At 71.1% G+C, this 26822-nt stretch carries 28 protein-coding genes; 16 read left to right on the top strand and 12 right to left on the bottom strand.

Annotated elements, in window-relative coordinates; genetic code table 11:
• Nucleotides 1-102: 102 nt before the first annotated feature.
• The 3 genes from MNOD_RS24300 to MNOD_RS24290 all read left to right on the top strand — a co-directional run bounded on the left by MNOD_RS24300 (nucleotide 103) and on the right by MNOD_RS24290 (nucleotide 2975).
• The gene (locus MNOD_RS24300; protein WP_015931611.1) at nucleotides 103-1083 is read left to right on the top strand and encodes an ABC transporter substrate-binding protein; all 981 of its coding nucleotides are present in this window, start codon (nucleotides 103-105) and stop codon (nucleotides 1081-1083) included.
• A gap of 249 nt (nucleotides 1084-1332) precedes the next feature.
• Nucleotides 1333-2166: an ABC transporter permease gene (locus MNOD_RS24295; RefSeq protein ID WP_015931610.1), complete on the top strand. Its 834-nt coding sequence runs from the start codon at nucleotides 1333-1335 to the stop codon at nucleotides 2164-2166.
• 5 nt (nucleotides 2167-2171) lie between these two features.
• A complete protein-coding gene (locus MNOD_RS24290; RefSeq protein WP_015931609.1) occupies nucleotides 2172-2975 on the top strand; it encodes an ABC transporter ATP-binding protein in 804 nt (267 codons plus the stop codon).
• Between the two features lie 291 nt (nucleotides 2976-3266).
• On the opposite strand, the gene uvrB is transcribed toward MNOD_RS24290, so the two are convergent.
• The gene (gene uvrB, locus MNOD_RS24285) at nucleotides 3267-5972 is read right to left on the bottom strand and encodes an excinuclease ABC subunit UvrB (protein ID WP_043749343.1); all 2706 of its coding nucleotides are present in this window, start codon (nucleotides 5970-5972) and stop codon (nucleotides 3267-3269) included.
• A gap of 147 nt (nucleotides 5973-6119) precedes the next feature.
• Complete coding sequence (locus MNOD_RS24280; protein WP_015931607.1) at nucleotides 6120-7037, bottom strand: LysR family transcriptional regulator; 918 nt, start codon at nucleotides 7035-7037, stop codon at nucleotides 6120-6122.
• Nucleotides 7038-7140: 103 nt separating this feature from the next.
• Here MNOD_RS24280 and MNOD_RS24275 point away from each other — a divergent pair, with 103 nt between their 5' ends.
• Nucleotides 7141-7539: a DoxX family protein gene (locus MNOD_RS24275; protein ID WP_015931606.1), complete on the top strand. Its 399-nt coding sequence runs from the start codon at nucleotides 7141-7143 to the stop codon at nucleotides 7537-7539.
• Between the two features lie 11 nt (nucleotides 7540-7550).
• The gene (locus MNOD_RS24270; RefSeq protein ID WP_015931605.1) at nucleotides 7551-8096 is read left to right on the top strand and encodes a VOC family protein; all 546 of its coding nucleotides are present in this window, start codon (nucleotides 7551-7553) and stop codon (nucleotides 8094-8096) included.
• Between the two features lie 69 nt (nucleotides 8097-8165).
• Here MNOD_RS24270 and MNOD_RS24265 read toward each other — a convergent pair whose 3' ends face one another.
• Complete coding sequence (locus tag MNOD_RS24265; RefSeq protein ID WP_015931604.1) at nucleotides 8166-8432, bottom strand: DUF3297 family protein; 267 nt, start codon at nucleotides 8430-8432, stop codon at nucleotides 8166-8168.
• Nucleotides 8433-8696: 264 nt separating this feature from the next.
• Between MNOD_RS24265 and MNOD_RS50070 the strand changes: the two genes are divergently transcribed.
• The 3 genes from MNOD_RS50070 (at nucleotide 8697) to MNOD_RS24255 (ending at nucleotide 9975) form a co-directional block, all read left to right on the top strand.
• Entirely contained in the window at nucleotides 8697-8825 is a 129-nt protein-coding gene (locus MNOD_RS50070; RefSeq protein ID WP_015931603.1) for a hypothetical protein, read from the top strand.
• On the top strand, nucleotides 8822-9106 hold the full coding sequence (locus MNOD_RS24260; RefSeq protein ID WP_015931602.1) for a hypothetical protein: 285 nt from the start codon (nucleotides 8822-8824) through the stop codon (nucleotides 9104-9106). Before MNOD_RS50070 ends, MNOD_RS24260 begins: the two co-directional genes overlap by 4 nt.
• Before the next feature lie 164 nt (nucleotides 9107-9270).
• Complete coding sequence (locus MNOD_RS24255) at nucleotides 9271-9975, top strand: hypothetical protein (protein ID WP_015931601.1); 705 nt, start codon at nucleotides 9271-9273, stop codon at nucleotides 9973-9975.
• A 321-nt stretch (nucleotides 9976-10296) separates the two neighbouring features.
• Here the strand turns inward: MNOD_RS24255 and MNOD_RS24250 are convergent, their stop codons facing one another.
• Nucleotides 10297-11172 (bottom strand): lytic transglycosylase domain-containing protein, encoded by an 876-nt coding sequence (locus MNOD_RS24250; RefSeq protein WP_015931600.1) that lies wholly within the window; start codon nucleotides 11170-11172, stop codon nucleotides 10297-10299.
• A 138-nt stretch (nucleotides 11173-11310) separates the two neighbouring features.
• Between MNOD_RS24250 and MNOD_RS24245 the strand changes: the two genes are divergently transcribed.
• From MNOD_RS24245 to MNOD_RS24230, 4 genes are all read left to right on the top strand, one after another.
• Nucleotides 11311-12936 (top strand): ABC transporter ATP-binding protein, encoded by a 1626-nt coding sequence (locus MNOD_RS24245; protein ID WP_043749339.1) that lies wholly within the window; start codon nucleotides 11311-11313, stop codon nucleotides 12934-12936.
• A complete protein-coding gene (locus tag MNOD_RS24240) occupies nucleotides 12933-14156 on the top strand; it encodes a phosphopentomutase (RefSeq protein ID WP_015931598.1) in 1224 nt (407 codons plus the stop codon). The genes MNOD_RS24245 and MNOD_RS24240 overlap by 4 nt, the downstream gene beginning before the upstream one ends.
• Before the next feature lie 82 nt (nucleotides 14157-14238).
• Nucleotides 14239-15558 (top strand): cytochrome P450, encoded by a 1320-nt coding sequence (locus MNOD_RS24235; protein ID WP_043749336.1) that lies wholly within the window; start codon nucleotides 14239-14241, stop codon nucleotides 15556-15558.
• An 88-nt stretch (nucleotides 15559-15646) separates the two neighbouring features.
• On the top strand, nucleotides 15647-16291 hold the full coding sequence (locus MNOD_RS24230; protein ID WP_015931596.1) for a TetR/AcrR family transcriptional regulator: 645 nt from the start codon (nucleotides 15647-15649) through the stop codon (nucleotides 16289-16291).
• A 12-nt stretch (nucleotides 16292-16303) separates the two neighbouring features.
• Here MNOD_RS24230 and rnd read toward each other — a convergent pair whose 3' ends face one another.
• The 6 genes from rnd to MNOD_RS24200 form a co-directional block, all read right to left on the bottom strand.
• A complete protein-coding gene (gene rnd / locus MNOD_RS24225) occupies nucleotides 16304-17473 on the bottom strand; it encodes a ribonuclease D (protein WP_015931595.1) in 1170 nt (389 codons plus the stop codon).
• A gap of 104 nt (nucleotides 17474-17577) precedes the next feature.
• Complete coding sequence (trmD, locus tag MNOD_RS24220) at nucleotides 17578-18288, bottom strand: tRNA (guanosine(37)-N1)-methyltransferase TrmD (protein WP_015931594.1); 711 nt, start codon at nucleotides 18286-18288, stop codon at nucleotides 17578-17580.
• A 142-nt stretch (nucleotides 18289-18430) separates the two neighbouring features.
• On the bottom strand, nucleotides 18431-18856 hold the full coding sequence (locus MNOD_RS24215; RefSeq protein ID WP_015931593.1) for a hypothetical protein: 426 nt from the start codon (nucleotides 18854-18856) through the stop codon (nucleotides 18431-18433).
• Nucleotides 18846-19106 (bottom strand): type II toxin-antitoxin system prevent-host-death family antitoxin, encoded by a 261-nt coding sequence (locus MNOD_RS24210; RefSeq protein ID WP_015931592.1) that lies wholly within the window; start codon nucleotides 19104-19106, stop codon nucleotides 18846-18848. Before MNOD_RS24210 ends, MNOD_RS24215 begins: the two co-directional genes overlap by 11 nt.
• A gap of 208 nt (nucleotides 19107-19314) precedes the next feature.
• Nucleotides 19315-19944 carry a PilZ domain-containing protein gene (locus tag MNOD_RS24205; RefSeq protein WP_015931591.1) on the bottom strand — a complete coding sequence of 210 codons (630 nt, stop codon included), beginning with the start codon at nucleotides 19942-19944 and terminating at the stop codon, nucleotides 19315-19317.
• An 83-nt stretch (nucleotides 19945-20027) separates the two neighbouring features.
• Entirely contained in the window at nucleotides 20028-20621 is a 594-nt protein-coding gene (locus MNOD_RS24200) for a PAS domain-containing protein (protein ID WP_015931590.1), read from the bottom strand.
• A gap of 438 nt (nucleotides 20622-21059) precedes the next feature.
• On the opposite strand from MNOD_RS24200, the gene MNOD_RS24195 reads away from it, so the two are divergent.
• Together MNOD_RS24195 and MNOD_RS24190 are read left to right on the top strand one after the other, a co-directional pair.
• Nucleotides 21060-21881 (top strand): rhomboid family intramembrane serine protease, encoded by an 822-nt coding sequence (locus MNOD_RS24195; protein ID WP_015931589.1) that lies wholly within the window; start codon nucleotides 21060-21062, stop codon nucleotides 21879-21881.
• Between the two features lie 250 nt (nucleotides 21882-22131).
• On the top strand, nucleotides 22132-22563 hold the full coding sequence (locus MNOD_RS24190; RefSeq protein WP_015931588.1) for a CBS domain-containing protein: 432 nt from the start codon (nucleotides 22132-22134) through the stop codon (nucleotides 22561-22563).
• An 81-nt stretch (nucleotides 22564-22644) separates the two neighbouring features.
• Here the strand turns inward: MNOD_RS24190 and MNOD_RS24185 are convergent, their stop codons facing one another.
• On the bottom strand, nucleotides 22645-23709 hold the full coding sequence (locus MNOD_RS24185) for a patatin-like phospholipase family protein (protein ID WP_015931587.1): 1065 nt from the start codon (nucleotides 23707-23709) through the stop codon (nucleotides 22645-22647).
• A 164-nt stretch (nucleotides 23710-23873) separates the two neighbouring features.
• Nucleotides 23874-25082 (bottom strand): UbiH/UbiF family hydroxylase, encoded by a 1209-nt coding sequence (locus tag MNOD_RS24180; RefSeq protein ID WP_015931586.1) that lies wholly within the window; start codon nucleotides 25080-25082, stop codon nucleotides 23874-23876.
• A 126-nt stretch (nucleotides 25083-25208) separates the two neighbouring features.
• Here MNOD_RS24180 and MNOD_RS24175 point away from each other — a divergent pair, with 126 nt between their 5' ends.
• Both MNOD_RS24175 and pncA read left to right on the top strand, forming a co-directional pair.
• The gene (locus MNOD_RS24175) at nucleotides 25209-26183 is read left to right on the top strand and encodes a quinone oxidoreductase family protein (protein WP_015931585.1); all 975 of its coding nucleotides are present in this window, start codon (nucleotides 25209-25211) and stop codon (nucleotides 26181-26183) included.
• Complete coding sequence (gene pncA / locus MNOD_RS24170) at nucleotides 26180-26812, top strand: bifunctional nicotinamidase/pyrazinamidase (RefSeq protein WP_015931584.1); 633 nt, start codon at nucleotides 26180-26182, stop codon at nucleotides 26810-26812. The genes MNOD_RS24175 and pncA overlap by 4 nt, the downstream gene beginning before the upstream one ends.
• Nucleotides 26813-26822: the final 10 nt, after the last annotated feature.

Genomic DNA, 26822 nt, shown 5'->3' with positions numbered 1-26822 from the left:
TCGAGCAGGAACCGTCTTCCCGCGAGCCCGACCTTTGTCCAGTATCCCGCGCCAACGAGCCGGCGCCGCCAGAGCCCGGCCAGACGCGAACGGGAGTGACGAATGTTGAAGCGCCTCGCGGCCCTGGCCGCCGCCATCGCGGTCTGGGCCGGGCCGGCCGCCGCCGAGGACGTGGTCCGCCTCGGCAACCTCAAGTTCGCCCATTATGGCGCCATCTCCTACATGAAGGAGATCGCGCCGAAATACGGCATCCGCATCGACGAGAAGGTCTTCGCCAAGGGCGCCGACATCTACCCGGCCATGGCGGTCGACCAGATCGACATCTCGGCCTCCGGCGCGGACGGGGCGATCGCGGCGCGCGGCAACGGCGTCAAGCTGTTCGTCGTGGCAGGCTTCGCCAATGGCGGCGTGCGCATCCTCGGCCGGCCGGACCTCGGCGCCAAGACCCTGGCCGACGTGAAGGGCAGGAAGGTCGCGGTGGTCCGCGGCGGAACCCAGGATCTGATGCTGCTTGCGGAATTGGAGAAGAACGGCCTGAGCTGGTCCGAGCGGCCCGGCAAGGACGTGCAGCTCGTCTATTTCAACAACTACGCCGATCTGAATCAGGCGCTGGCGCAGAAATACGTCGACGTGATCTGCCAGAGCGAGCCGCAATCGACCCAGGCGCTGTCCGCCGGCTGGGGCTACGAGATCGTCAAGCCCTACGACACGCCGGTCGGGGTTCCCTACCGCCCGCTCGTCATGACCGAGAAGATGTACACCGAGCGGCCCGATGTCGCCGCCCGGGTGCTGAAGCTTTTCGTCGAGGCGACCAAGACCTTCATCGAGAAGCCGGATCTCGCGGAAAAGTACGTCCGCGAGCAGGTCTTCAAGGGCCAGCTCTCGTCGCAGGACTACAAGGACGCGATGGCGAATGCCGCCTTCACGTACGACATGCCAGCGAACCACATGCAGGTCACGGCCGACCTGATGCACAAATACGGGCTCGGCAAGATGATGAATCCGCCGAAGAGCGATGCGGAGTGGGTGAAGCTTGATCTGCTCGAGAAGGCGAAGGCGGAACTCGGGACGAAGACGAACTGACGCCTGCCGTGTGAAGCGCGGGGAACCCCTCTCCCGAGTGGGAGAGGGGTATGGGGATCGAAGATCCCACGTGAGGGTGGAGACGGTTCCGCAAGAAGCCTGAACCGTGCCGCTGTCAGCGCGGCGCTCAGTGCTTTGTTCTGAAGCGTAGCACCCTCACGCGCGATCTTCGATCGCCTGCCCCTCTCCCACTCGGGAGAGGGGAGCCCCGCGCTTCCTGTGCCACCTCCGAAACACCATGATTCCACGATGATTCCCCGAACATCCGTCGTGACCCGCCTCTCGGCCCTGCGCGGCGCGCTGCTGCCCGTCGGGCTCCTTCTCGTCTGGGAACTCGCCAGCCGCGCGGGCCTGTTCTCGGCCGTGGTGCTGCCACCGCCGAGCGCCGTCGCGGTGCGCTGGTTCCACAGCCTGATTCCGGCGCTGCCCCACGATCCGCAGACCCAGAGCTACGCCGAATGGCTGTTCTCGGGCGAGCTGCCGCACGACGCGGTGGCGAGCCTCGGGCGGGTGATCGCGGGCTTCGCGATCGGCGTCGCGCTCGCGCTACCCGTGGGGCTGCTGATGGGCACCAGCGACCGGCTCTACGGCCTGGTCAATCCGCTGCTCCAGATCCTGCGGCCGATCCCGCCGATCGCCTATATCCCGCTCGCCATCGTGTGGTTCGGCCTCGGCAACCCGCCGGCCCTGTTCCTGATCGCCATCGGCACCTTCTTCCCGGTCCTCGTCAACACGGTCGCGGGGGTGCGGCAGGTCGATTCCATCTACATCCGGGCGGCCCGCAATCTCGGGGCCGGGCCCTGGACCCTGTTCCGCCGCGTGATCCTGCCGGCGGCGAGCCCCTTCGTGCTCGCGGGCATGCGGATCGGCATCGGCACCGCCTTCATCGTGGTGATCGTGGCGGAGATGATCGCGGTGTCGGACGGGCTCGGCTACCGCATCCTGGAGGCGCGCGAGTACATGTGGTCGGACAAGATCATCGGCGGCATGCTGACCATCGGGCTCCTCGGCCTCCTGATCGATTCGGCGATGTCGCGGCTGAACGACCATCTGCTGCGCTGGCATCGCGGCCTGGAGCGGTGACGCGCATGAGCCGGGATTCCGCCGAGATCGCGATCGCGCAGGCCTCCAAGGTGTTCGGTGCGGGCGACCGCGCCGTGGTGGCGCTGGAGGACGTCACCGCCACCATCCCCGAGGGCCAGTTCGTGTGCCTGCTCGGCCCCTCGGGCTGCGGCAAGTCCACGCTCCTCAACGCCGTCGCGGGTTTCGCGCCGCTCACCGGCGGCACCATCCGCGTGGGCGGTCGCCCGGTGACCGAGCCCGGCCCCGACCGCGGCATGGTCTTCCAGGAATACGCCCTGTTTCCCTGGATGACCGTCGAGCAGAACGTGCGCTTCGGCCTCGACATCAAGGGCGTGCCGCGCCGCGAGGCCGAGGCCATCGTGGCGCGCATCACCGGCACGCTCGGCCTCTCGGATTTCCGGGGCCGCTTCCCGAAGGATCTGTCCGGCGGCATGCGCCAGCGCGTCGCCATCGCCCGCATCCTGGCGCTCGACCCGCCCGTGATGCTGATGGACGAGCCCTTCGGCGCGCTCGATGCGCTCACCCGGCGCACGCTCCAGGACGAGCTGCTGCGGATCTGGGCGGAGTACCGCAAGACCATCGTCTTCGTGACCCACTCGATCGAGGAGGCGATCTACCTCGCCGACCGGATCCTGGTGATGACCTACCGGCCGGGCCGCCTGAAGCGGGACATCGCCGTGTCGCTGCCGCGCCCGCGCGACACGGCCTCGGCGGAGTTCAACGCCCTCAAGCGCGAACTCGCCGGGCTGGTGATGGAGGAGCAGCAGCGCTTCACCCAGGCCGAGCTGATGGGGGCGGCGGTGGATTGATGCGGTTTCCGGTTGATCTGTTCGGAAACGAGAGGGCGCGGGAACCGCGGGATCCCCTCTCCCGTGCGGGAGAGGGGTATGGGGATCGAAGATCCCACGTGAGGGCCCAGGTGGTTCAGCAAGACGACTGAACCGGCCCGCTGCCAGCACCGCCGTTTCAGCCATATTGCGGAACGGTCCGGGACCCTCACCCCTGCCCCTCTCTCGCACGGGGAGGGGTTCTTGCGCTTCCCGCGCTTCATCCTGAGCGCCGCGGGGCCGACCGCAACCCGGTCAATCACGGGGGCGTTCTCACCCCCGCCCCTTGCGGCCCTTGTATTTCGGCCGCTGCCCCGGGAAGCCCTGCGTCGAGCGGGCGGCCGGCCGCTCGACGAAGATCGGGATCTCCCGATCCGTGCCTGGGCCCATCTCGTCGAGGGTCGGCTTGCGGATGCGGGTGCCTTCGTCCGAGCGGCCCTTGCCGGGCGGCAGATCCGCGTTGCGGCCGTCGCGGCGCCGTCCCCCCTTGGCACCGTAGCGGCCGGCCTGATCCTCCACCTCCTCCTGGCGGGCCATCGGGTCGTCCGCGATGGCGAGCTCGGTCGCCTGCAGGCGCTTCAGCTCGTCGCGCAGCCGCGCGGCCTCCTCGAAGTCGAGGTCGGCGGCGGCGGCGCGCATGCGCTTCTCCAGATCCGCCATCACGGCCTTGAGATTGTGCCCGACCGTCACCGCGCCCTTGGCGAGGCCGGTGTCCACCTGGACGTGGTCGCGCTCGTAGACGCTCTCCAGGATGTCGGCGATGTTGCGCTTCACGCTCTGGGGCGTGATGCCGTGCTCGGCATTGTAGGCGAGCTGCTTGGCGCGCCGCCGCTCGGTCTCGGCGATGGCGCGGTCCATCGAGCCGGTGCGCTGGTCCGCATACAGGATGACCCGCCCCTCGGCGTTGCGCGCCGCGCGGCCGATCGTCTGGATCAGCGAGGTCTCGGAGCGCAGGAAGCCCTCCTTGTCCGCATCCAGGATCGCGACCAGCGCGCATTCCGGAATGTCGAGGCCCTCGCGCAGGAGGTTGATGCCGATCAGCACGTCGAAGGCCCCGAGCCGCAGGTCGCGGATGATCTCGATGCGCTCCAGCGTGTCGATGTCCGAATGCATGTAGCGCACCCGCACGCCGTTCTCGTGCAGGTACTCGGTGAGGTCCTCGGCCATGCGCTTGGTGAGCGTCGTCACCAGCGTGCGGTAGCCCGCCTGCGCCACCGCCTTCACCTCGCCGAGGAGGTCGTCGACCTGGCTGCGGGCCGGGCGGATGATCACCTCCGGGTCGACGAGCCCGGTCGGGCGGATCACCTGCTCGACGAAGACGCCGCCCGTCTGCTCCAGCTCCCACTTGGCCGGCGTCGCCGAGACATGGACCGATTGCGGGCGCATCGCGTCCCACTCCTCGAACCGCAGCGGCCGGTTGTCGAGGCAGGAGGGGAGGCGGAAGCCGTACTCGGCCAGCGTCGCCTTGCGGCGGAAGTCGCCCCGGTACATGCCGCCGATCTGCGAGATCGTGACGTGGCTCTCGTCCGTGAAGACGAGGGCATTGTCCGGCAGGTACTCGAACAGGGTCGGGGGCGGCTCGCCGGGCTTGCGGCCGGTGAGATAGCGGGAATAGTTCTCGATGCCGTTGCAGGAGCCCGTCGCCTCGATCATCTCGAGGTCGAAGGTGCAGCGCTGCTCCAGCCGCTGCGCCTCGATCAGCCGGCCCATCCGGGTCAGCTCCTCGACCCGCCATTTCAGCTCGTCCTTGATGCCCTTGACCGCCTGCTGGAGGGTGGGGCGGGGCGTCACGTAGTGGCTGTTGGCGTAGATCTTGACGAATTTCAGCGGGTTGACGGTCTTGCCGGTGAGTGGGTCGAACTCGGTGATCGCCTCGACCTCGTCGCCGAACAGGCCGATGCGCCAGCCGCGATCCTCCAGGTGGGCCGGCCAGAGCTCGATCACGTCGCCGCGCACCCGGAAGGTGCCGCGGGCGAAGTCGGACTGGACGCGCTTGTACTGCAGGGCGACGAGGTCGGCGATGAGCTGGCGCTGCTCGATCCGCTCGCCGAGCGTCACCGTGAACGACATCGCCGTGTAGGTCTCGACCGAGCCGATACCGTAGATGCAGGAGACCGACGCGACGATGATGACGTCGTCGCGCTCCAGGAGCGCCCGCGTCGCCGCGTGGCGCATCCGGTCGATCTGCTCGTTGATCGACGATTCCTTCTCGATGAAGGTGTCGGACCGCGGCACGTAGGCCTCGGGCTGATAGTAGTCGTAGTAGGAGACGAAGTACTCGACCGCGTTGTCCGGGAAGAAGGCCTTGAACTCGCCGTAGAGCTGGGCGGCCAGCGTCTTGTTGGGAGCGAGGATGAGGGCGGGGCGCTGGGTCTCCTCGATGACCTTGGCCATCGTGAAGGTCTTTCCCGAGCCGGTGACGCCGAGCAGCACCTGGTCGCGCTCGCTGCGGCGCACCCCTTCGACGAGGTCGGCGATGGCCTTCGGCTGGTCGCCCGCCGGGGTGAAGTCGGATTTCAGCCGGAAGGGCACGCCGCCCTCCGACTTCTGCGGCCGCTCCGGCCGGTGCGGCACCCAGGGCTTGCCGTGCTTGAACAGCGGGTTGCCCTCGGTGAGGAGCTTGGTCAGCGCATCGACGGTCGCCGAGACGCCCTGCGCGGCGAGGGAGGTCTGCTTGTCCTCGGCGAGATCCGGACCGTCGTCGGGCGTGCGCAGGCCGAGCGATTGCGCCAGCGCCGGGTCGACATCCGCGACGGTGCCGTGCGCGAAGGCCGCCTGCGGCGCCTCGCCGAACCCGCCCGCCTCGCCCTTCTTCGCCCGCCCGCGTCTGCGCGGCTCCGCCGCGGGGGCCTCCGGGGCCGGCAGCCGGTCGCGGTTGAGGGCCGGGTTCAGCAGGTCGGCGAGGAACGGATCCAGCGGCTTCAGCTCGGGTTTCGAGGCTTTGGCCGCGGAGGAGCGCGGTTTCTTCGGAGCGGGCATGGGGGCAATATGGAGCCGTTCCGTCAGCCGAGAAAGACTGCCGGGGAGGCGGGTTGCCGCGGCATGAGACGCAGTGCTCGCGCTGCCGGCGGGAGACATGCCGTTTCCGGCATGGCCATCTGTTCGACGCTGACTCCGCTCCCTGTCCTATTCCGCGGCCAGCGGCACCGGCAGCCCCCGGTCCCAGGCCGGCTCGCTCCCGAACCGCGCCGCCAGGAAATCCACGCAGGCCCTGACCTTGGCGGGTTGGCGCCGGCCTGGCGGCATCAGGGCATGGATCGGCAGCGTGGCCGGCGCGGCGCCGAGATCGAGCGAGACGAGGCGGCCGTCGCGCAGGGCCTCCGAGACGATGAAGGTCGGCTGGTAGATCAGCCCCTGGCCGGCGATGGCGGCGGCGAGCAGCGCGTCGCCGTTCGAGGCGCGCAGGTTGCCGGAGACCGGATAGGCCCGCTCCCCGAAGCGCCAGCCCTCGGCGCTCGCCAGGGTGTAGCCGAGGCAATTATGGGCCGCGAGGTCGTCGGGCCGGCGCGGCGTGCCGTGGGCCTCCAGATAGGCCGGCGCCGCGCAGACCAGCAGGCGGCAGGGTGCCAGGAAGCGGGCGACGAGGCTCGAATCGCGCAAGCGGCCGATGCGTACCGCAAGGTCCCAGCCCTCCTCGATCAGGTCGACGGTGCGGTCGTTGAGCCCGAGATCGATCCGCAGCCCCGGATGGGCCGCCGCGAAATCGGCGAGGGCCGGGGCGATCTCGCGCACGCCGAACGACAGCGGCACGTTGAGCCGGAGCGTGCCGCGGGGCTCCACCGCCTCGGCGCCGGCCGCCGCCTCGGCTTCGTCGATCTCGGCGAGGATCCGCTCGCAGGCGTCCAGGTAGCCGCGCCCTGCCTCCGTCAGGGTGAGGCGCCGGGTGCTGCGGTGGAGGAGGCGGGTGCCGAGCCGCTCCTCCAGCGCCGCCACGTGCTTCGTGACGCCGGTCTGCGACAGGCGCAGCGCCCGGCCCGCCGCCGAGAAGCTGCCGAGCGCCGCGACGCGCACGAAGACCTGCATGCCGGTGACACGGTCGAGCATCGCCCAATCTCACTCCGCTGGTGTGAGCTGAATGGCGAAGATAGCGGATTATCGCCAGCCGCGGGCGAGGGCAGGTTGGCGCCACGAATCTGGAGCTCTCCCGATGACCGATGCCCGCACCGCCCCTTATGCCGCCCTGCTGCTGCGGCTCACCCTCGGCGGCCTCTTCCTGGCCCATGCCGGCCTGAAGCTTCTCGTGTTCACGCCCGCCGGCACCGCGGCCTTCTTCGGCAAACTCGGCTTGCCCCCGGCTCTCGCCTATGCGGTGATCGCCGCGGAGGCGCTCGGCGGCCTCGCCCTGATCCTCGGCCTCTATGCCCGCTGGGTCGCGCTCGCCCTGGTGCCGATCCTGATCGGCGCGATCGTCACCGTGCACGGCGCCAACGGCTTCTTCGCGCAGAACCCGGGCGGCGGCTGGGAGTTTGCCGGGTTCTGGGCCGTCGCCCTGCTGGTCCAGGCGCTGCTCGGGAACGGGGCGCATGCGCTGACGCGCCGAGCCTGACGGAGACCGCGATGACCGAAGACCTGACTTCCGCGCCGATCGATCCGGGCACGCGCATCGGGCACGTGCACCTCAAGGTCGCCGACCTCGACCGGGCGCTCGCCTTCTATTGCGGGGTGCTCGGCTTCGCGCTGATGCAGCGCTACGGCGGCCAGGCCGCCTTCGTCTCGGCGGGCGGCTACCACCACCATATCGCGCTCAACACCTGGGAGAGCCTGGGCGGCCGGCGCCCGCCGCCGGGCACGACCGGCCTCTACCACGTGGCGATTCTCTACCCGACCCGTGCAGCGCTGGCGGACGCGCTCGCCCGCCTCGACGCGGCCGGCATCCCGCTGACGGGAGCGAGCGACCACGGGGTGAGCCAGGCCCTCTATCTCGACGACCCGGACGGCAACGGTCTCGAACTCTGCTGGGACCGTCCCGAAGCCGAATGGCCCCGTGACGCCGACGGGAACCTGCAGATGACCACGCGCCGGCTCGACCTCGCGGCCCTGCGCGAACTCATACCAACGGCCCGGGCTGCTGACGCAGCAGGTGCTACCGCATCGGGCCGTTGACCCAACTCGAATTGTCGATGCCAAGCCAAAGGCTTGACGAAAATTCAAGAGCGGAACCAACGGTCCTTTTCAATGACCGTTGGTATCGCCCGACCGGGGCGGCCCGCGGAAATACGGCTCGACCGGCCCCTTGAGCTTGATCGTCATCGGGTTGCCGAAACGGTCGCGGGCATTGCCCGCCACGAGCCGCACCCAGCCCTCGCTCACGCAATATTCCTCGACATTCGTCTTCTCGACGCCCTTGAAGCGGACGCCGACCCCGCGCTCCAGGGCGGCCGCATCGTGGTAGGGGCTGTTCGGGTCGGTGCAGAGGCGGTCGGGAGGGGTGTCGCTCATCGGAACGGCTTCTCGGGTTGCGCTTTCAGCGCTCCCTAGCGGCTCGCGTCCCTCCTGCCAACCGGCCCCGCGCATTGGAATCATGATAATTCCGATTCCGATTTGATTATGGATGCGCCAGTATTGAACCGATCCAATCTTTGCTCGTCTGCTTGATTGCCGGCAGAAACCATCGCATGTCTTGATCGTCGGGCGAGATCATCGCCGCCGGGCCGCGGCGGAGAGCGTCCGGCAGCCGCTGTTCGAGATGCGAGGGAGCCCGCGATGGTGCATGCCTTGACCCTGATCCACGGATGCATCGGATTGCTGCGCGAGGGCTGGCCGATGCGCCGTGTCGGTGTGGAGCATCTCGTCGGGCTGTTCGCCGAGGGGGCCGGGAGGGCAGGGCGATGAGCGGCCAGGACGCGCTCGCGCAAGCGCTCGCCCGGGCCTTCTGGCAGGCGCTGGAGCGGCGCCCGATGCCGCCGATGGCAGCCCTCGAAGCCGCGGCCCGCACGGTCGGCGACCTCTACCGTCAGGTGGCCTCGCTCCACGGCGACCGGCCCGCCTGCGGCTGCGGCTGGCAACCCGATCCGGAGGAGGATCTGATGCGGCTGGAGGCCGTCCTGGCCGCCGCCCTCGGCGAGCCGCCCCCGCGGGACCTCGCGTCGCTGCCCGTGGCCGGCCGGGCCTGAACGGGGCTCGCTGCCCGCGCGAAAGGGTGTAGGCTTCCGCGTCAGGCATCATGCGCCGGAACCTCTCAGGCTTCGGCGGAATGATGATGATAATGGGGGATCAGGATCCAGAGCAGGATCGCGCGGCTCGGGGCCGAGCGATCCGGCTTGGTACCGGAGGCCACATGCGCGGCGCGTTCGACCACATCCTCCACTGGCGGCTGCTGCCGGGCTCCCACGCCTTCCCGGGGCCGGACGGCGGCACCTGCATCAACGAGGCCGCCATCGTCGCGGCCGGGCTGCCCTACCGGGCGATCCGCTCCTCGGCCGATTGCCCGCCCTGCTTCTCGCGCCCGCTCGCCGCCTACGCGCTCGGCCTCAACGACGCGATGCCGGATGCCGAACGCCCGCGCCTGATGGCCTTCGTGCTGCGCCTGTCGGGCTCGGCCGACGCCGAGGCCATGGAGGCCGCCCGCACCGCCCATCTCACGGTCGAGACCGTGCGGCGCCTGCTCCCGATCGTGCTGCATCAGGTCGGGCTGACGGCAGAGGCCGAAAGCTGCCGCGCGGCGGGAAGCCTTGCGGAGGCGGTGGCCGCCGCCCGCTCGGCGGCCTGGGCGGCGGGCGCGGTGGCCGATGCGGCGGCGCGCGGCGGCGTCTGGGTGCGCGGGGCGCGGGCGGCCGCGGCCTGCCGGGCCGCGACCTTCGCAGCCGAGATCGACGCCCGTTCGGCCGCGGATGCTGCGGAGGCGGCCGCCCTGTTCTCGCCCGCCGTGTGGCCGGAGGCGGTCGCGATCCTCGACGAGGCGCTCAGGCTGGGGCGTCAGGCGCCGCCGCTCGCGCTCGAGACGGCCCGCGAGCGCATGGTGGCGGCGCGGGCGGGCGCGTGATCCGGTTTCCGGACGATCCGGTTCGGGGATCGGATCATCGAGCCTGCGCGGCGCGTCCGGAGACGATCGAGGATCGGCTCGCCCGGCCTCACCTCGCTCGCTCCCACTTTCCCGGGTCGCATTCCGCTGATGCTGCAGTCGTGCAGGCCCGAACGGGCCCGGAAAGAGGGAGCCGGAAGAGCGGAGAATCCGGGAAGGGGCGGGCGGAGAACCTGTGCTCCGGTCCGCGAACGCTCCCTTCGGAGGCCGTCTCATCACCCCCCCCTTGAGCGAAGCCGACATCCGCATGGCGAAGCCAGCAACCGGATTTCGATCGAGCCCTTACGTCTTGAGCACCAGGCAGGCGCCGCCGATGCCGCGGATGCGGTTGCACAGCGCCTCGGCGGCGTCCCGGGTCTCGGAGGGCACGCGCACCCGGTAGAAGGCCCGGGTGCCTCGGCTGCGGAAGCGGGTGCCGATGATCATCGGGCGCACGTCGCCCAGGATCGACGCATAGCGGTCGCGGGCGCGGCCGAAGGCGGCAAGCGCAGCGGCCTTGGAGAAGTTTCCGGCAAGCTGGATGCCCCAGGGCGCCAGGGACGGCGTGCTGTCGGCGAAATAGGTCTCGTTGCGGCCCCGCACGCGCAAAGCCGCCGTCACCTGCAGGCAGCGCGTGCCGGGCGGCTCGATCAGGTCGCCCTTATGGTCGCCCTTGGCCTCGGCGGCCCAATCCTCCGCCGGGCGGCCCGTGATCGCGGCGACGTAGGCTCGCGTCTCGGCCGGCAGCCCGCCGCCGCCCGCAAGCCAAGCCGAGACCCGCCCCGGCCCGCCGTTATAGGCCGCCGCCGCGAGGCCGAGATTGCCGAAGCGCCGCCGCAGATCGGTGAGGAGCCGCGCCGCATGCGGGATCGCCTGTTCGGGATCGAAGGGATCGGCGAGACCCCGCTCGGCGGCGGTGCCCGGCATGAACTGCGCGATGCCCTGCGCTCCCGCCGGGCTCACCACGCGCGGGCGGAAGCTGCTCTCGCGCCAGATCAGCCGGGTCAGGAAGGCGACGGGAAGGGATTGCGCCTGCGCGGCGCCCTCGATCAGGCGGCAGAGCGCCTGCTCGACGGTCTCGGTGGCGGCGCCCGCGGCTTGCGCGCCGGCAGGCTGCACGCCGGCTAGGCGCGGGCAGAGGGCGAGGAGGAGCAGGCAGAGGAGGATGGTGCGGGTCACGCCGCCGATGTAGCGCGCCGTCGCGTCCGCGCGAGAGCGTGGGCGTCGATGCGGCTGGCGCCGGGCAGCAGAGTGTCGCAGGTTACGGGTCATGCGGGCCGCCCCATACAGGCCCATCCGAGTGACCATATCGAGGCGATGACAGCCGCGCTTCTCTCCGTTCAGGACCTCTCCGTCGCCTTCCGCCAGGGTGGGCGCGAGACACGCGCGGTCGACCGCGTCTCCTTCGAGATCAGGCCCGGCGAGACCGTGGCGCTCGTGGGCGAGTCCGGGTCCGGCAAGTCGGTGACCGCGCTCTCGGTGCTGCGCCTCCTCGACGGGGCCGCCGCGCCGCCGGACGGGCGCATCCTGTTCAAGGGACGCGACCTCCTGAGCCTTCGCGAGCCGGAGATGCGCGCCGTGCGCGGCGCCGACATCACCATGGTCTTCCAGGAGCCGATGACCTCGCTCAACCCGCTCCACCGCATCGCCGACCAGATCGGCGAGGTGCTGCGGCTGCACCGGAAGGTGCCGGACCGGGAGGTGCGGGCGCGGATTCTCGACCTCCTCAACCTCGTCGGCATCCGCAACGCCGAATCGCGCCTCAACGCCTATCCGCACGAACTCTCGGGCGGGCAGCGCCAGCGGGTGATGATCGCGATGGCGCTCGCCTGCGAGCCCGACCTCCTCATCGCGGACGAGCCGACCACGGCCCTCGACGTCACGGTCCAGGCCCAGATCCTGGCGCTGCTCGCCGACCTCAAGGCCCGGCTCGGCATGGCGATGCTGTTCATCACCCACGATCTCGGTGTGGTGCGGCGCGTGGCGGATCGGGTCTGCGTGATGTGGCAGGGCCGCATCGTCGAGGCGGGGCCGGTCGCCGAGGTCTTCGCCGATCCGCGGCACGACTACACCAAGCGCCTGCTCGCCGCCGAGCCGAAGGGGCGCGGCAACCCGGTCTCCGGCTCGGCCGAGACCCTGGTCGAGGCCGGGCCGATCCGGGTGTGGTTTCCGATCAAGCACGGCCTGCTGCGCCGCACGGTCGGCCACGTGAAGGCGGTGGACGGCGTCCGCGTGCGGGTGCGGGCCGGCGAGACGGTCGGCGTCGTCGGCGAGTCGGGCTCCGGCAAGACCACGCTCGGCCTCGCGCTCCTGCGCCTCACCGCCTCGGACGGGCCGATCGTCTATCTGGGCCGGCGCCTCGACGGGCTGTCACAGGGCGCCATGCGCCCGCTGCGGCGCGAGATGCAGGTGGTCTTCCAGGACCCCTACGGGTCGCTCTCGCCGCGCATGTCGGTGGCCGAGATCGTCGAGGAGGGGCTCTTGGTCCAGCGGACGGCCCGCTCCGCCGCCGAGCGGCGGCGGGTGGTCGCCCGCGCCCTCGAGGATGTCGGGCTCGATCCGGCCGCGATGGACCGCTACCCGCACGAATTCTCCGGCGGCCAGCGCCAGCGCATCGCCATTGCGCGGGCCATGGCGCTCGATCCCCGCTTCGTCGTCCTCGACGAGCCGACCTCGGCCCTCGACATGTCGGTGCAGGCGCAGATCGTGGCGCTGCTTCGGGAACTTCAGCGCCGCCGCGGCCTCGGCTACCTGTTCATCAGCCACGACCTCAAGGTCGTGCGGGCGCTCGCGAACCGGGTGATGGTGATGCAGAACGGGCAGGTGGTGGAGGAGGGCGAGGCCGAGACGATCTTCTCGCAGCCGAAGACGGCCTATACCCGCGCGCTCTTCGCCGCCGCCTTCGACCTCGCGGCGGCGCCCGCCGGGGCGGTGCGCGAGTGAGCCGCGCCCTCCTCATCGTACTCGATTCCGTCGGAATCGGGGGGGCGCCGGACGCCGCGTCCTACGGCGACGAGGGCGCCGACACGGTCGGCCACATCGCCGCTTCCTGCGCCCGCGGCGCGGGCGACCGCGCGGGGCTGCGGCAGGGGCCGCTCCGCCTGCCGCATCTGGCGGCGCTCGGCCTCGGCCTCGCCGCAGAGGCGGCGACCGGCCGGATGCCGCCCGGGCTTGCCCCCGCGGGCAGCGTCACGGGCGCCTGGGGGCACGCGGTCGAGACCGCGCGGGGCAAGGACACGGTCTCGGGCCATTGGGAGATCGCGGGCGTGCCGGTCGATTTCGACTGGGGCCGCTTCCCCGCGACGGAGCCGAGCTTCCCGCCCGAACTCACGCAGGCGCTGATCGCCGAGGCCGGGCTTCCCGGCATCCTGGGCGATTGTCACGCCTCCGGCACCGCCATCATCGAGGAACTCGGCGCCGAGCAGGTCCGGACCGGCAAGCCGATCTGCTACACTTCCGTCGACAGCGTCTTCCAGATCGCCGCGCACGAGGAGGCGTTCGGTCTGGAGCGGCTCTCCGCGGTCTGCGCCGTCGCCCGCCGCCTCTGCGACCCCTACCGGATCGGCCGGGTGATCGCGCGTCCCTTCACGGGGGATGCGCGCCGCGGCTTCGTCCGCACGGCCAACCGGCGCGACTTCGCCACTCCACCACCCAGCGACACACTCCTCGACCGCCTGGTGGCGGCGGGCCGGCCCGTGGTGAGCGTCGGCAAGATCGGGGACATCTTTGCCCATCGCAGCACCGGCAGCGAGGTGAAGCCCGCCGGCAACGAGGCCTGCCTCGACGCGGCGCTCGCCGCCTTTGCGGAGTCCGGGCTCGGGCCGGGCGGGCTCGTCTTCGTCAATCTCGTCGACTTCGACACCGAGTACGGCCATCGCCGCGACGTTCCGGGCTACGCCGCCGCGCTCGAACGCTTCGATGCCCGCATCCCCGAGATCCGCGCCGGCCTGGCGCCCGGCGACCTCTGCGTGATCACCGCCGACCACGGCAACGACCCGACCTGGAGCGGCACCGACCACACCCGCGAGCAGGTGCCGGTGCTGTCCTTCGGGCCCGGGCTGCGCCCGGGGCCGCTCGGCCGGCGCGACACCTTCGCGGATATCGGCGCGGCTCTGGCCGCGCATCTCGGCCTGCCGCCCTCCTGCGGCCGGTCCTGGCTCTAACGGACGCCACCAGAAGGACACGGGCGGCATGGGGTTGGGCGCGAGCGCGGCTGGGGACGAAGACGAGCTTTACGCCCCGCCGATGCCTCCGCTCGCCGAGCGGGTCGGCTCGCTGCGCCTCCTGCGCGCCTTCAGGCGCAACACCCTCGACGCCTTCCCGCGCGCCTGCCTGCACGAGCCGGCCGTGACCCTGCGGCTGCCCGGCGGCGGCTGCGTGGTGCTGCTCTGCGTGCCGGAGGCGGTGCGCCACGTCCTCGTCTCCGCGGCGGGGGACTTCGCGCGGCTGCCGGCCGGGCGGCGCGTCCTCGGCCCGATCGCCGGGCGCGGCCTCGTGCTCGCGGAGGGGGAGGCATGGCGGCGTCAGCGGCGGGTGCTCGCGCCCGCCTTCACCCCGCGCACCGTGCCGCTGATGGCCGGCCATATCGCCCGCGCCACCGAGGCCTCCATCCGCCGCCTCGACGCAGCCGGGGGGGCGCCGGTCGATCTCCAGGCCGAGATGCAGCGGCTCAGCCTCGACATCGCGGCCTCCTCGATGTTCTCGCTCGAAACCGGCCCGTTCGAGGCGCGGATCCGGCGGATGGTCTCAGGCTATCTCGGCGGCCTCGGCCGACCACAGGTCTCGGACTTCCTGCTGCCGCCCGGCTGGCCGACGCCCGCCTCCCCGCGCCGGGCGCTGTTTCGCCGCCGCTGGCTGCGGCTCGTCGGCGAGATCATCGCGGCGCGCCGGGCTCAGGGGCACGGGGAGGCGCCGCGCGACCTGTTCGATCTCCTGAGCACGGCGCATGACGAGGCGGACGGGCTCCTCGCCGACGAGGTCGGCACCATGATCGTGGCCGGCCACGAGACCACGGCCTCGACCCTGTTCTGGGCCGCGACGCTCCTCGCCCGCGCCCCCGCCGTGCAGGACGCGCTGGCGGCGGAGGCCCGGGCGCTCGATCTCGGCGAGGAGAGCGCAGCGGACAGCCTGCCCCGGCTCTCCCTCGCCCGGGCCGTCGTCCAGGAGACGCTCCGCCTCTATCCGCCGGCCTACATGATCGCCCGCCGGGCGCTGCGCGACGGTGCGACCTGCGGCGCGGCGCTCCCGGCCGGCGCCACCGTGATGATCCCGACCTGGGTCATGCACCGCAACCCGCGCTGGTGGGCACGGCCCGGCGCCTTCGATCCGCAGCGGTTCCTGCGCCCCGGGACGGAGCCGGACCGCTACGTCTACCTGCCCTTCGGGGCCGGGCCGCGGGTCTGCATCGGCGCGCCGCTCGCCCTGGCGGAGGCGACCCTGGTGCTCGCGCGCCTCGCCCGCGACTTCGTCGTCAGCCTCGACGGTGACCGCCCGGTGATGCCCGTCGCGACCGTGACGGTACGGCCCGACCACGCGCCCCGCTTCCGCCTGCGGCGCCGCCCGTGAACCCGCCCCTCGCGAAACGTTATCGCTTCGGCCCGAGATGGGGTAAGGAGCCGGATCCCTCCCGGTCGGCGCGTGGAGTTCTGTTTCGGTGCGACACTGGCGCAGCGGCCCGTCCGACCGGCGCGGCTACCATCACGGCAACCTGAAGGAGGCCCTGATCGAGGCGGCGCGCCGGTTCATCGCCGAGCGGGGCCTGGGCGGTTTCACCCTGGTCGATGCCGCGCGCTTGGTCGGGGTCTCGCCGGCCGCGCTCTACCGCCATTTCCGGGGGCGCGAGGCCCTGCTGGAGGAGGTGGCCGAGCGCGGCTTCGCGGAACTCGCCGGGCGGCTCGGCCGGGCGCTGCGCGGCCCCGGCACTCCGCTCGAACGCTTCACCCGCATGGGCGAGGCCTATCTGGCCTTCGCCGAGGAGGAGCCGGGCTACTACGCCGCCATCTTCGAGGCGCGCCCGCCCGCCGCCGAATCCTGCGATCCGCCCCGCTCGCCGCGCGATGCCGATGCCTTCGCCCTCCTGGTCGAGGCGCTGCGGACGACCTTCCCGGAGGGGTTCTCGGGGGTCGATCCGCGCTTCATCGCGCTCGAGGTCTGGGCGCTCTCGCATGGCATCGCGACCCTCGCGGCGGCCAAACGGCTGCCCGCGGGGCCCGGCCTGCCGAGCAAGTATGACCTGCTCCGGGCGGGCGTGCTCGCCCTCGTGCACGGCGCCGCGAGCGGGCGCAGGGACGGGGCCTGAGCCGGCCGGCTGTCACCCGTTCGGGGCCTCGCCGAGATCCCGCACCACCACGCGCCCGCCCTCGGCCGAGAGCGCCATGCGGCCGGCCTTGAGGGCGAGGGCCTTCTCGCCGAACAGGCGGCGGCGCCAGCCGGTCAGCACCGGCACGTCGGCCTCGTCGTCATCCGCCAGGGCTTCGAGGTCGTCCACCGTCGCGATGATCTTGGGCGCCACCCGCTCCTGTTCGCAGACCGCCTTGAGCAGCACCTTCAGGAGTTCGACGAGGGCGCCGTTGCCGCCGCTGCGCGGACGGCCGCGTTCGGGCAGCGGGATCGTGGCCGGGTCGCGGGCGAGGCCCCGCTCCACCGCGGCCAGGATCTCGGCCCCGGTGCGGGAGCGCTCGAACCCGGTCGGGATGGTGCGCAGCCGGCCCAGGGCCTCGACGCTGCGGGGCGCCGCCGTCGCGACGTCGAGCACCGCCTCGTCCTTGAGGATGCGCCCGCGGGGCACGTTGCGGCTCTGGGCCTCCCGCTCGCGCCAGGCCGCGACTTCCATCAGGATGGCGATCTCCCGGGCCTTGCGCATCCGGCCGGCCAAGCGCCGCCACGCCTGGTCGGGATCGGCCCGGTAGGTCTCCGGCGAGGTGAGCACCGCCATCTCCTCGTCGAGCCACGCGCCGCGGTCGGTGGCGAGAAGCTGGCGTGCCAGCGCCTCGTAGACCTTGATCAGGTGCGTGACGTCCGAGAGGGCATAGGAGAGCTGCGCCTCGGACAGCGGGCGGCGCGACCAGTCGGTGAAGCGCGAGGACTTGTCGATCTTCGCCTTCGCGACGTCGTTGACGAGCTGCTCGTAGGACACCGAGTCGCCGTAGCCGCACACCATCGCGGCGACCTGGGTGTCGAAGAAGGGCTGCGGCAGCAGACCGCCCTGCAGCCAGATGATCTCCAGATCCTGGCGGGCCGAGTGGAACACCTTCAGCACCCGCTCGTCGCCCATCAGGGCGAAGAAGGGAGTGAGATCGATTGCGGGGGCGAGCGGATCGACCAGTGCCGTCGATCCGTCCGGCGCCGCGATCTGGATCAGACACAGCTTCGGGTAATAGGTCGTCTCACGCATGAACTCCGTGTCGACGGTCACGAAGGGTTGCGTGGCAAATTGCGCGCAGGTCGCGGCAAGCCCGTCCGTCGAGGTGATCAGTTTCATGAAATCCGGCTATAGCGGAGGTGCTTCGCGAGCGCGAGACGTCGATGCGCCGGCGCACCGAAAAGACCGGCTGCCGGCGCCCCGCCAAGGCCCCGCGACCTGTCTCAAGGTCGATCGGCGGTCGCGCGCGGGCCGATGAGATCGGGCCGCCGCTCCCGGGTCAGCCGGGTCGCCTGGTCTGCGCGCCAGCGGGCGATGGCCGCATGGTTCCCGCCGGTCAGGACTTCCGGGATGGCGCGCCCCTCCCATTCGCGGGGCCGCGTGTAATGCGGGTATTCGAGCAGGCCGCCCTCGAAGCTCTCCTCCTCGCCCGACGCGATCTTGCCCATCACGCCCGGGAGCAGCCGCACGCAGGCGTCGATGAGCACCAGGGCGGCGAGTTCGCCGCCCGAGAGGACATAATCCCCGATCGAGACCTCCTCCAGCCTGCGTCCCTCGATGACCCGCTCGTCCACCCCCTCGAACCGCCCGCAGACCACCACGACGCCCGGCCCTTCGCTGAGCGCCCGGACGCGCGCCTGGGTGAGGGGCCGCCCGCGCGGGCTCATCAGCAGGCGCGGGCGCGGATCCTCCGCCGGGGCCGCGGCGTCGATGGCGGCGGCGAGCACGTCGCAGCGCAGCACCATGCCGGCACCGCCGCCCGCCGGCGTGTCGTCCACCGCCCGGTGCCGGCCGATCCCATGATCACGGATGTTGCGCGCCTCCAGGCTCCAGGCGCCCCGCGCCAGGGCATCCCCCGACAGCGACAGCCCGAGAGGGCCGGGGAACATCTCCGGGAACAGGGTGAGGATTGTCGCGCGCCAGGGTGTCGTCATGCGGTCTGATCGCCCGCGCCGGGCGGGCGGTCAACGCCTGATGCCAACGCCCCTGGCTGCTGACGCAGCAGGCTGTTGACCCACCTCGCATTTGAGGGAAGGGTTTGATCATCACGGGGGCCGAACCGCCCCCGTCCAAATGCTACATGGTGCGATCAACGCGACCTGTTTTGCCGCGGATCGTTGGCAGAACAGCACTTTGAATCTGCTTAAGGAATGGCCTGCTGAACCGGCCGAGAGGCGGACGGTTGATCGGAAAATCCCAGGACCGCTCCAGAATATCGTAATTGTACTCTGAAACTGTAATCCAACCGCGCTTGGCCTCGGTCAACCCAGCGCGCTTCAGCTCCAGCAAGGGAATCTCGATCGCGATCTGGTCAGATTTTGGTGGGGTGCCCGAAATCGGCAGGATCACAAGATGTGTCAGATTCCGGACGCTGTCCTTGATCATCATTGCGACGCAAGCTGGGCGGTCCTTCTCGCCCTCGGTCCGGTCGAGCTCAGCCTGCCATTTCCAGAGATAGCTGTATTCGACGACATGGCCCTCCTTGAATTGATCAGTCGTCATAGTCGGTCGCTTTGTCGTTGATCCGGCGCTCGAGCTCAGTGGCCAGCAGGTCGGCCAGCTCAGGCGGCGTCTCGCCCACACCATAGACCCGCCGCGGCCTGCCCTGCGCCTGCATCCGCTCAAAGTCCTCTATGCTCATGAGCACAAAACGAGGCTTGCGATGCTGTGTGATGACGACCGGCTCCTTGCTGGCAATATGTGTGACCGTTCCGATTTGCTGTGTCAGTTCGACCGTCGAAAACTGGCGCATCAGGCGTTTCTCTAAAAATCAGAATTTCAAGAATATATAGATATTCTGAATATCACCTCACTGCAAGCAGCAAATGGTGGCGAAAGGGCTTTGATCGAACACGCGCCGAACCGGCTGCTTGGTGGGGGAAAAGCCCCATTCGCATCACTGTAAGGTTTCAGAACGCAAGCGATCAACCGTCGGTATGAACCCCGTCCGGGCGATCACCCTACAGAACGAGGTTCTCGTCGAAGCGGTCCGGGGAGAGCGGCAGCCGGAATTCCACCGCGAGCCCGCCCTTGAACTGGCGCACCACCCGGCAGGCGGTCCGGCCGATGAGGAGGGGCGAATCCACCGGGAGCGGCAGGTCGCAGGCGAGCGCGGCCCCCGAGAGCGAGACGTCGATCAGGCGCGCGGGGACCTCGCTGCCGTCGTCGAGGCGCAGCGTCACCGCGCTCTGCCGCGGCACCACGCGCTCGTGCCGCCGGTCCTCCGGCAGGCCGAGGCTGGCGCGGTTCGCAAGCCAGGTCAGCTGCGAGGCGATCTTCTCCCGCTTGTGCGGCGTCGCGCTGAGCGCGACCGCGAAGCCGTCCGGCAGGATGCGCGAGATCGTGCCCTCAAGCCGCCCGAGATGCTCCAGGTAGATCACCACCCGCTCGCCGATCTCGCCGGGCACGGCGCAGACCAGCCGCACGCCGCCGGGCGAGATGTCCACCGTCTGGCAGGGATACTCGCGGCGATCCGCCAGCATGTAGCGCCCGAGCAGGGCGATGGCGACCCGATGGTGCCGCCGCCGGTCCGCCACCCGGGCCGCCAGCAGACCTGCGCGGGAGATGGCGGGACTCGCAGCGTGGCTCATGGTCTGGATGATTCCCGGAAAGGCATCGGCCGAAACCTGCCTCTTCTGACCCCCAAACCCTTAACGAAACGCGAGGGCGGCGCTCACGCGCGTCCGCCCCGATGCACGACCAGTCGCGGCCGGCGGGGCTCCTCGCGATCATTGGCAGGCTCCGGCGCGAGGTCCGGCTCCGGCGGCCCCTCGGCATTCGTGAGGATGCGTAGCGATACGGTTCGCAGGGCGGTCAGCGGCCGCAGGCCGAGCCAGATCGGCGCGGAGCCCGCCGAGAGTGCGCCGATCACCCGCGCCTGGGTCTTGCCGCGGTGGCGCAGGGGCAGCAGCAGAAGCTCGAGATCGATCTCGTCGCCCTCGCGGGTCGTGCCCACGAGGCCGACGACGACGCCCACGGTCTCCTGCACCACCACCTCGATGAGCCGCCAGGGATCCGCCGCCGGGCCCTCGCCCCAGAGGCCGGCGAAGCGCCGCCCGCGCAGCTCGGCCCCGAACAGGGCGCAGATGCGCGTGCCGGCGAGCCGGACCGTCGCATGGTGCTGCGCCGGCTCGACTTCGAGGATCAGGCTGTCGGCCAGGATGTGGCGGATCTCACCGGGCTCGATCTCGCCGCGCTCCGGGGCGGCCCGCGCCCCGCGCAGGCCGTTCCAGTAGGCGTGAAGCAGGGCGCTGGTCGGATGCTTCATGTTGTCTCGTCGTGACACAGGCCGGGTCGCGGTCCTGGCGGTTTCGGGAACGATCGGCGTAACCACCGGTGGATGGCGGCCCGCCGTGATTCGATGCAGCAGAGCCTATGCCGCGCTCAGGATCCGGAAAGCGCAACGTTCTCGTAAGGTTAACGCGTGCGGTCCGTGGCCGGGGGTGCACAACGCCATAATTTTGACGTGCAACACTCTCGGGGGGCTAGCGCACCGGCAGCAGCCGCCCTATGGGTCGGTTCAGCAAGGGGCGGGGGCCGATTCGGCCCGCGTCGTCACGGTCCGGACGCCGTCCGCGCCGGGTTACACCCGGTCCGACCGCCCCGATCAAGGGAGAGCGGCAACGCTCTCCCTTCTTTTTGCGCGCGGACGGGGCATGCGTCCTGCCCGCTTGCGGCCGAGGCGCCGCGCCGCCACGGTGACCGGATGGATGCCACTCCCGATCTTCCGCGCCCGCCCCGCGTGCCGGTCTTCAACATGCCGGCCGTGGTCACGGCCTCGGTCGGTCTGCTCGTCGCGATCCAGGCCGTGCGCATGCTGATCCCGGACACCTGGGACATCGCGCTCCTCGTGGATCTCGCCCTGGTGCCGGCCCGCTGGACCGTGGCGATCGATCCCTCACGGGCGGACGAGGTGCTGCGGGCCGCCGCCGCATGGCCCGGAAGCGCCCTCGAGGTGGAGGCGCGCACCGCTTTCGCGCGCTACCTGATCGCCGAGAACTCGGCGAACCCCTGGACCTTCGCCACCTACGGCCTGCTGCACGGGTCCTGGGCGCATGTCCTGCTCAACAGCCTGTGGCTCGCCGCCTTCGGGACGCCGGTGGCGCGCCGCTGCGGCGCGTGGCGCTACGGCGTCATCGCCCTCGTGGCGACGGTCGTCGGCGGGGCGCTGCACGTCCTTCTCGATCCCCTGAGCACGCTGCCGCTCGTCGGCGCTTCGGCAGGGGTCTCCGGCCTCATGGCGGCGGCCACCCGCTTCGTGTTCCAGCCCGGGGCGGATCCCGGACTTCAGCCCGGCCTGCTGCCCTGGCAGCGGCCGGTTCCGGCCCGGCTCCAGTCCTTGTCCGAGCTGCTGCGCAACCGCGCCGCCGCCCTGTTCCTCGGGATCTGGTTCGTCACCAACCTGCTCTTCGGCCTCCTGGCGGTACCGCTCGGCATCAGCGACGCGAGCATCGCCTGGGACGCGCATCTCGGCGGTTTCGCGGCCGGATTCTTCCTGCTTCCGCTCCTCGAACCGCGCCGAGGCTGACGCAAGCAGCCTCCGACGCAGCGGGTGCCGATCCGTCGGAGAAAACACCTCAAGATCAAAGACATGACGTGGAGGTCGCGAGGGCCGGTGCGGAATCCGCTCTCTAGCGCAAATCCCGCGACCTGACGTGAAGTCCAGTTGCAAGCTGCCGTGGTTGATCACACACTCGTGCAGGAACAGCGGATCGGCCCCCGCGAGCCACGTTCTCGGCAGGATCGCGGGCAGCCGGATCCTCGACGAGGAGGAAGCGATGAGCGTTGCGCGTATCCTGTCTCAGAAGGGCCGTACCGTGGTGACGGTGCAGCCTCACCGGACCCTGGCCGAGGCCGCGGAACTGCTCGCCGAGCGGGGCATCGGCGCCCTCGTGGTGAGCGATGCCGGGCTGACCGTGCTCGGCATCATTTCGGAGCGCGACATGATCCGGGCGATCGCCCGCGGCGGCAGCGCGGTTCTGGAACACCCAGTCTCCCGCTACATGACGGGCCGCGTCATCACCTGCACGCGCAGCACCGCCATCGAGGAAGTGATGGAGCTGATGACCGACGGGCGTTTCCGCCACGTGCCGGTGGTGGAGGAGGGGCACCTCGTCGGGCTCGTGTCGATCGGCGACGTGGTCAAGCACCGCATCGCCTCGGTCGAGGCCGAGCAGCAGGCCCTGCGCGAGTACATCGCCACCGCCTGACCGGGCGGGCGGCCGTTGGAGGGTGTCCAGGAGAAGTGGAGAGGTTCTCAGTCCGGCGCTTCTCGAAGCGCCGGACGGGCTCTAGCTCGGCAGGGCTGCGGCCGACACCACCTCGTGGATCTCGGGCAGCATCTTCTGGGCGGCCTGCCGCCCGAGCTCGATGCATTCCTCCGCGCGGTGGAACTCGAACAGGCCCATCTGGGCGAGCTTCGGGTTGATCATCACGTCGGGCGGATCGCCCGCAAGGCGCGAGCGCGAGATGCGATCCTGCGTGATGTTGAAGGCATCCACCATCACGCTGGCGATGCCGCCCGGCATGCCCGGGTCCAGCCGGGGCTTGGGCTGGCGCACGCCGCGCAGGCGCGGCCAGCGGCGCGGCGCCGCGGGCAGCTGCTCCACGGCCTCGGCCGCGGCGGCATCGACCACGCTCTCGTCCGCCCCATGGGCCTGGATCACGGTGCCGCGGACGCGGATGTCGCCGTTGAGGTTCACGCACAGGACCACGTCCGCCCCGAGCGCGCGGGCGACCGTCACCGGCACCGGGTTCACCAGCGCCCCGTCCATCAGCCAGCGGCCCGCGATCTTCACGGGATCGAAGATGCCCGGCAGCGCGTAGGAGGCGCGCACCGCTTCGACGACGCAGCCCTTCGTGAGCCAGATCTCGTGGCCGGTGCCGAGCTCCGTCGCCACGGTTGCGAAGGTGATCGGGAGAGTCTCGATCCGCCGCCCGCCGAGGTCGCGCTCCAGCAGCTGGCGCAGGCGCTCGCCCGCGATCAGCCCCGAGCCGCTGAGATGGAAGTCGAGCAGGCCCATCACCCGCCGCTTGGTGAGCGAGAGGGCGAAATTCCTCAATTCGCCGAGCTTGCCGCCCGCGTAGCAGGCGCCGACGGCGGCCCCGATCGAGCAGCCGGCCACGACGTCGATCGTCAGGCCGGCCTCCTCGAGCGCCTGAATCGCCCCGATATGGGACCAGCCGCGGGCCGCGCCGCCGCCGAGCGCGAGGCCGATCTTGGGGCGGCGGGCGTGCCGCCGGGGCGCGGGGTGGGGTGGATCCTCGGACAGGCTGGAGCCACCGCCCGCGCCGCCCCCATCTGCGAGGCGACGGACCGGTGGTCCCGAGAACAGACCCAGGCCGTCCCACATCATGACGCTCAACTCCCGTGACGTCCGCTTGCCTTGCGGAACCCGTGCCAAGCGGGCTTGTCTCCGAAGCCAGTCTGCGCGGGACCTATCAATCGATTCTCAACGGCAACGGTTTCATCACGGAATCGTAGACTGATCAGATCGCATGCCCGACGACCGCCCGCGCGTCAGGCCTGCATGAGGCGCGGCGTGCCGAAGCGCGGCAGGATGCCCTCGCGCATCACCACCCGGCGCAGGGGCGCGATGGTGGCGAGGGCGAGGAGGCCCGCGCCGCGCAAGAGATCGGCCGGCAGCAGGCCCGAGAGGAGGCTGCGGTTGAGCGCGTCGACGGCCGCCGTGCGCAGGCGCGCGTCGAAGCCCCGGCTCCGGGCGAAGCGGGCGAGCAGCGCGTCGCTTCCGGGATCCTGCCCGTGGTGCCGGGCTTCCACCACGAGGTCGCGCAGGAACGCGGCGTCGCGCAGGCCGAGATTCAGCCCCTGGGCCCCGATCGGCGGAAACACATGGGCCGACTCGCCCACCAGGGCGAGCCGCGGGCCGACCGGGCGGGTGGCGAGAAGGCCCCGCATCGGCACGACGCCGCGCGGCCCGTCGATGGCCATGCGTCCGAGGAGCGCCTGGGCCTGCCGCTCGACCGCCCGCGCGAGGGCGGGATCGTCGAGATCCCGCAGGCGCTCGGCCTGAGCCTCGCCCGTCACCCAGACGAGGCTGGAGCGGCGCCCGCCGGGCAGCGGCACGAGCGTGAACGGCCCCTTCCGCGTGTGGAACTCCGTCGAGATCTCGCGGTGGTCGCGGGCATGCGCGAGGATGGTGGTGAGGGCCGCCTGCGGATAATCCCAGCGCTTGACCGGGATCCCGGCCGCCTCGCGCAGGGGCGAGCGCGCGCCGTCGGCCGCCACCATGAGCCGGGCGCAGACCATGCCGCCGCCCTGAAGCGCCACGCTCGCCGCCTCGGGGCCGGCGGTCGCGCCGGCCGCATCCTGCTCGATGAGCGCGAGGCCGGGCACGGCCCGGGCGCGCTCCCGCAGCGCCTCGATCAGCCGCGCGCTCTCGACGTTCCAGCCGAAGGCGTCGAGCCCGATCTCGGAGGCGACGAAGCGGGCGGGGGGAGGACGGAACAGGCTGCCCGTATCGTCGATGAGGTGCAGCTCGGCCAGGGGCGCGGCAGAGGGCGCGATCGCCTCCCAACATCCCAGCGCCTTGAGCAGCCGCACCGAGCCGTCGAGAAGGGCCACGGTGCGGCCGTCCGCCACCGGCGCATGCCGGCCGACGAGCGCCGTGCGGATGCCGTCGCGGGACAGGGCGAGGGCGGTGGCGAGGCCCGCCGCGCCCGCCCCCACCACCGCGACGTCGAAGGCCTCGTCACGCGCGTCGCTCACGATCGGATCTCCTGCGGATCGGGTGCATTGCGGGCAAGATGGGAGCCCCCTGCGCCCCGCGCCATTGCCGAAACGGTCGCGCCTCCTATCATCCGGCCGCAGTCAGACAAGGAGCGGGAGGCGGCCATGCCGAAGGCGATCAGGGTCCACGAATATGGCGGCCCCGAGGTGATGCGCTACGAGGAGGTCGAGGTCGGCGCGCCGGGACCGGGCCGGATCCGCGTCCGCCAGACGGCGATCGGCGTCAACTTCATCGACATCTATTTCCGCTCCGGCCTGTACAAGGCGCCGCAGCTTCCCTTCACGCCGGGCAACGAGGGCGCGGGCGAGATCGTGGCCGTGGGAGAGGGCGTGACCGGGCTCTCGGTCGGCGACCGGGTCGCCTACGGCTCGGCCTCCGGCACCTACGCGCAGGAGGTGGTGATCGAGGCCCGCATGGCGGTGCGGATCCCCGATGGCATCGACGACGAGACCGCCGCCGCCATGATGCTGAAGGGGCTGACCGCCCAATACCTGCTGCGCAGGACCTACCGGGTGCAGCCCGGCGACACGATCCTGTTCCATGCCGCGGCGGGCGGCGTCGGCCTCATCGCCACGCAATGGGCCAAGCATCTCGGCGCGACGGTGATCGGCACGGTGGGCTCGCAAGAGAAGGCGGATCTCGGGCGCCAGCACGGCTGCGATCACGTCATCCTCTACCGCGACGAGGATTTCGCCGCCCGCGTGAAGGAGATCACCGGGGGCAAGGGCTGCGCGGTCGTCTATGACGGGGTCGGCAAGGCGACCTATCCGGCCTCCCTCGACTGCCTCAGGCCGTTCGGGATGTTCGTGAGCTTCGGCAACGCCTCCGGGGTGATCGAGGACTTCAACCTCGGGCTCCTCGGCCAGAAGGGCTCGCTCTACGCCACGCGCCCGACGCTGTTCACGCATGTCGCCGAGCGGGCGAGCCTGGAGGCCATGGCGGAGGATCTGTTCGGCGTGGTCAAGAGCGGCGCCGTGAAGATCCCGGTCCACAGCCGGGCGAAGCTCGCGGACGCCGCCGAGGTCCACCGCAACCTCGCCGGCCGCCAGACCACCGGCGCGACCGTGATGCTGCCGTGATCGAGCCCTGCGACACGGACGTCCTCCTCGTGGTGGACGTCCAGCGCGACTTCCTGCCGGGCGGCGCCCTCGCGGTGCCGGACGGCGACGCCGTGGTGGCGCCGATCACGGCGCTCGGCCGGCTTTTCCCGCATGTCGTCCTCACGCAGGACTGGCATCCGCCGGGCCATGCCTCCTTCGCATCGAGCCATCCGGGCCGGCAGCCCTTCGACACCATCGCGCTCGCCTATGGCGAGCAGGTGCTCTGGCCGGACCATTGCGTGATGGGCACCTCCGGCGCGGCCCTGGCGGAGGGGCTCGACCTGCCGCATGCGGAGCTGGTGATCCGCAAGGGCTACCGGCGGTCCATCGACAGCTACTCGGCCTTCGTCGAGGCGGACCGGCGCACCCCCACCGGGCTCGCGGGCTACCTGCGCGAGCGGGGCATCACCCGGGTCGTGCTGTGTGGGCTGGCGACGGATTACTGCGTCGGCTGGAGTGCGCTCGACGCGCGGGCGGCCGGTTTCGAGGCCGTGCTGGTAGAGGATGCTTGCCGCGCCATCGACCAGGGCGGCTCGCTGGCGCGGGCCTTCGCGGCGATGGACGCGGCGGGGGTGGCGCGGGTTCGCGCGGAGGCGGTGGCCGGCTGAGCGGCTCGCC

Origin of the sequence: Methylobacterium nodulans ORS 2060, assembly GCF_000022085.1 — a bacterium.
In the GTDB taxonomy this organism is placed as follows: domain Bacteria; phylum Pseudomonadota; class Alphaproteobacteria; order Rhizobiales; family Beijerinckiaceae; genus Methylobacterium; species Methylobacterium nodulans.
This window is presented reverse-complemented; position numbering and strand designations above follow the sequence as displayed.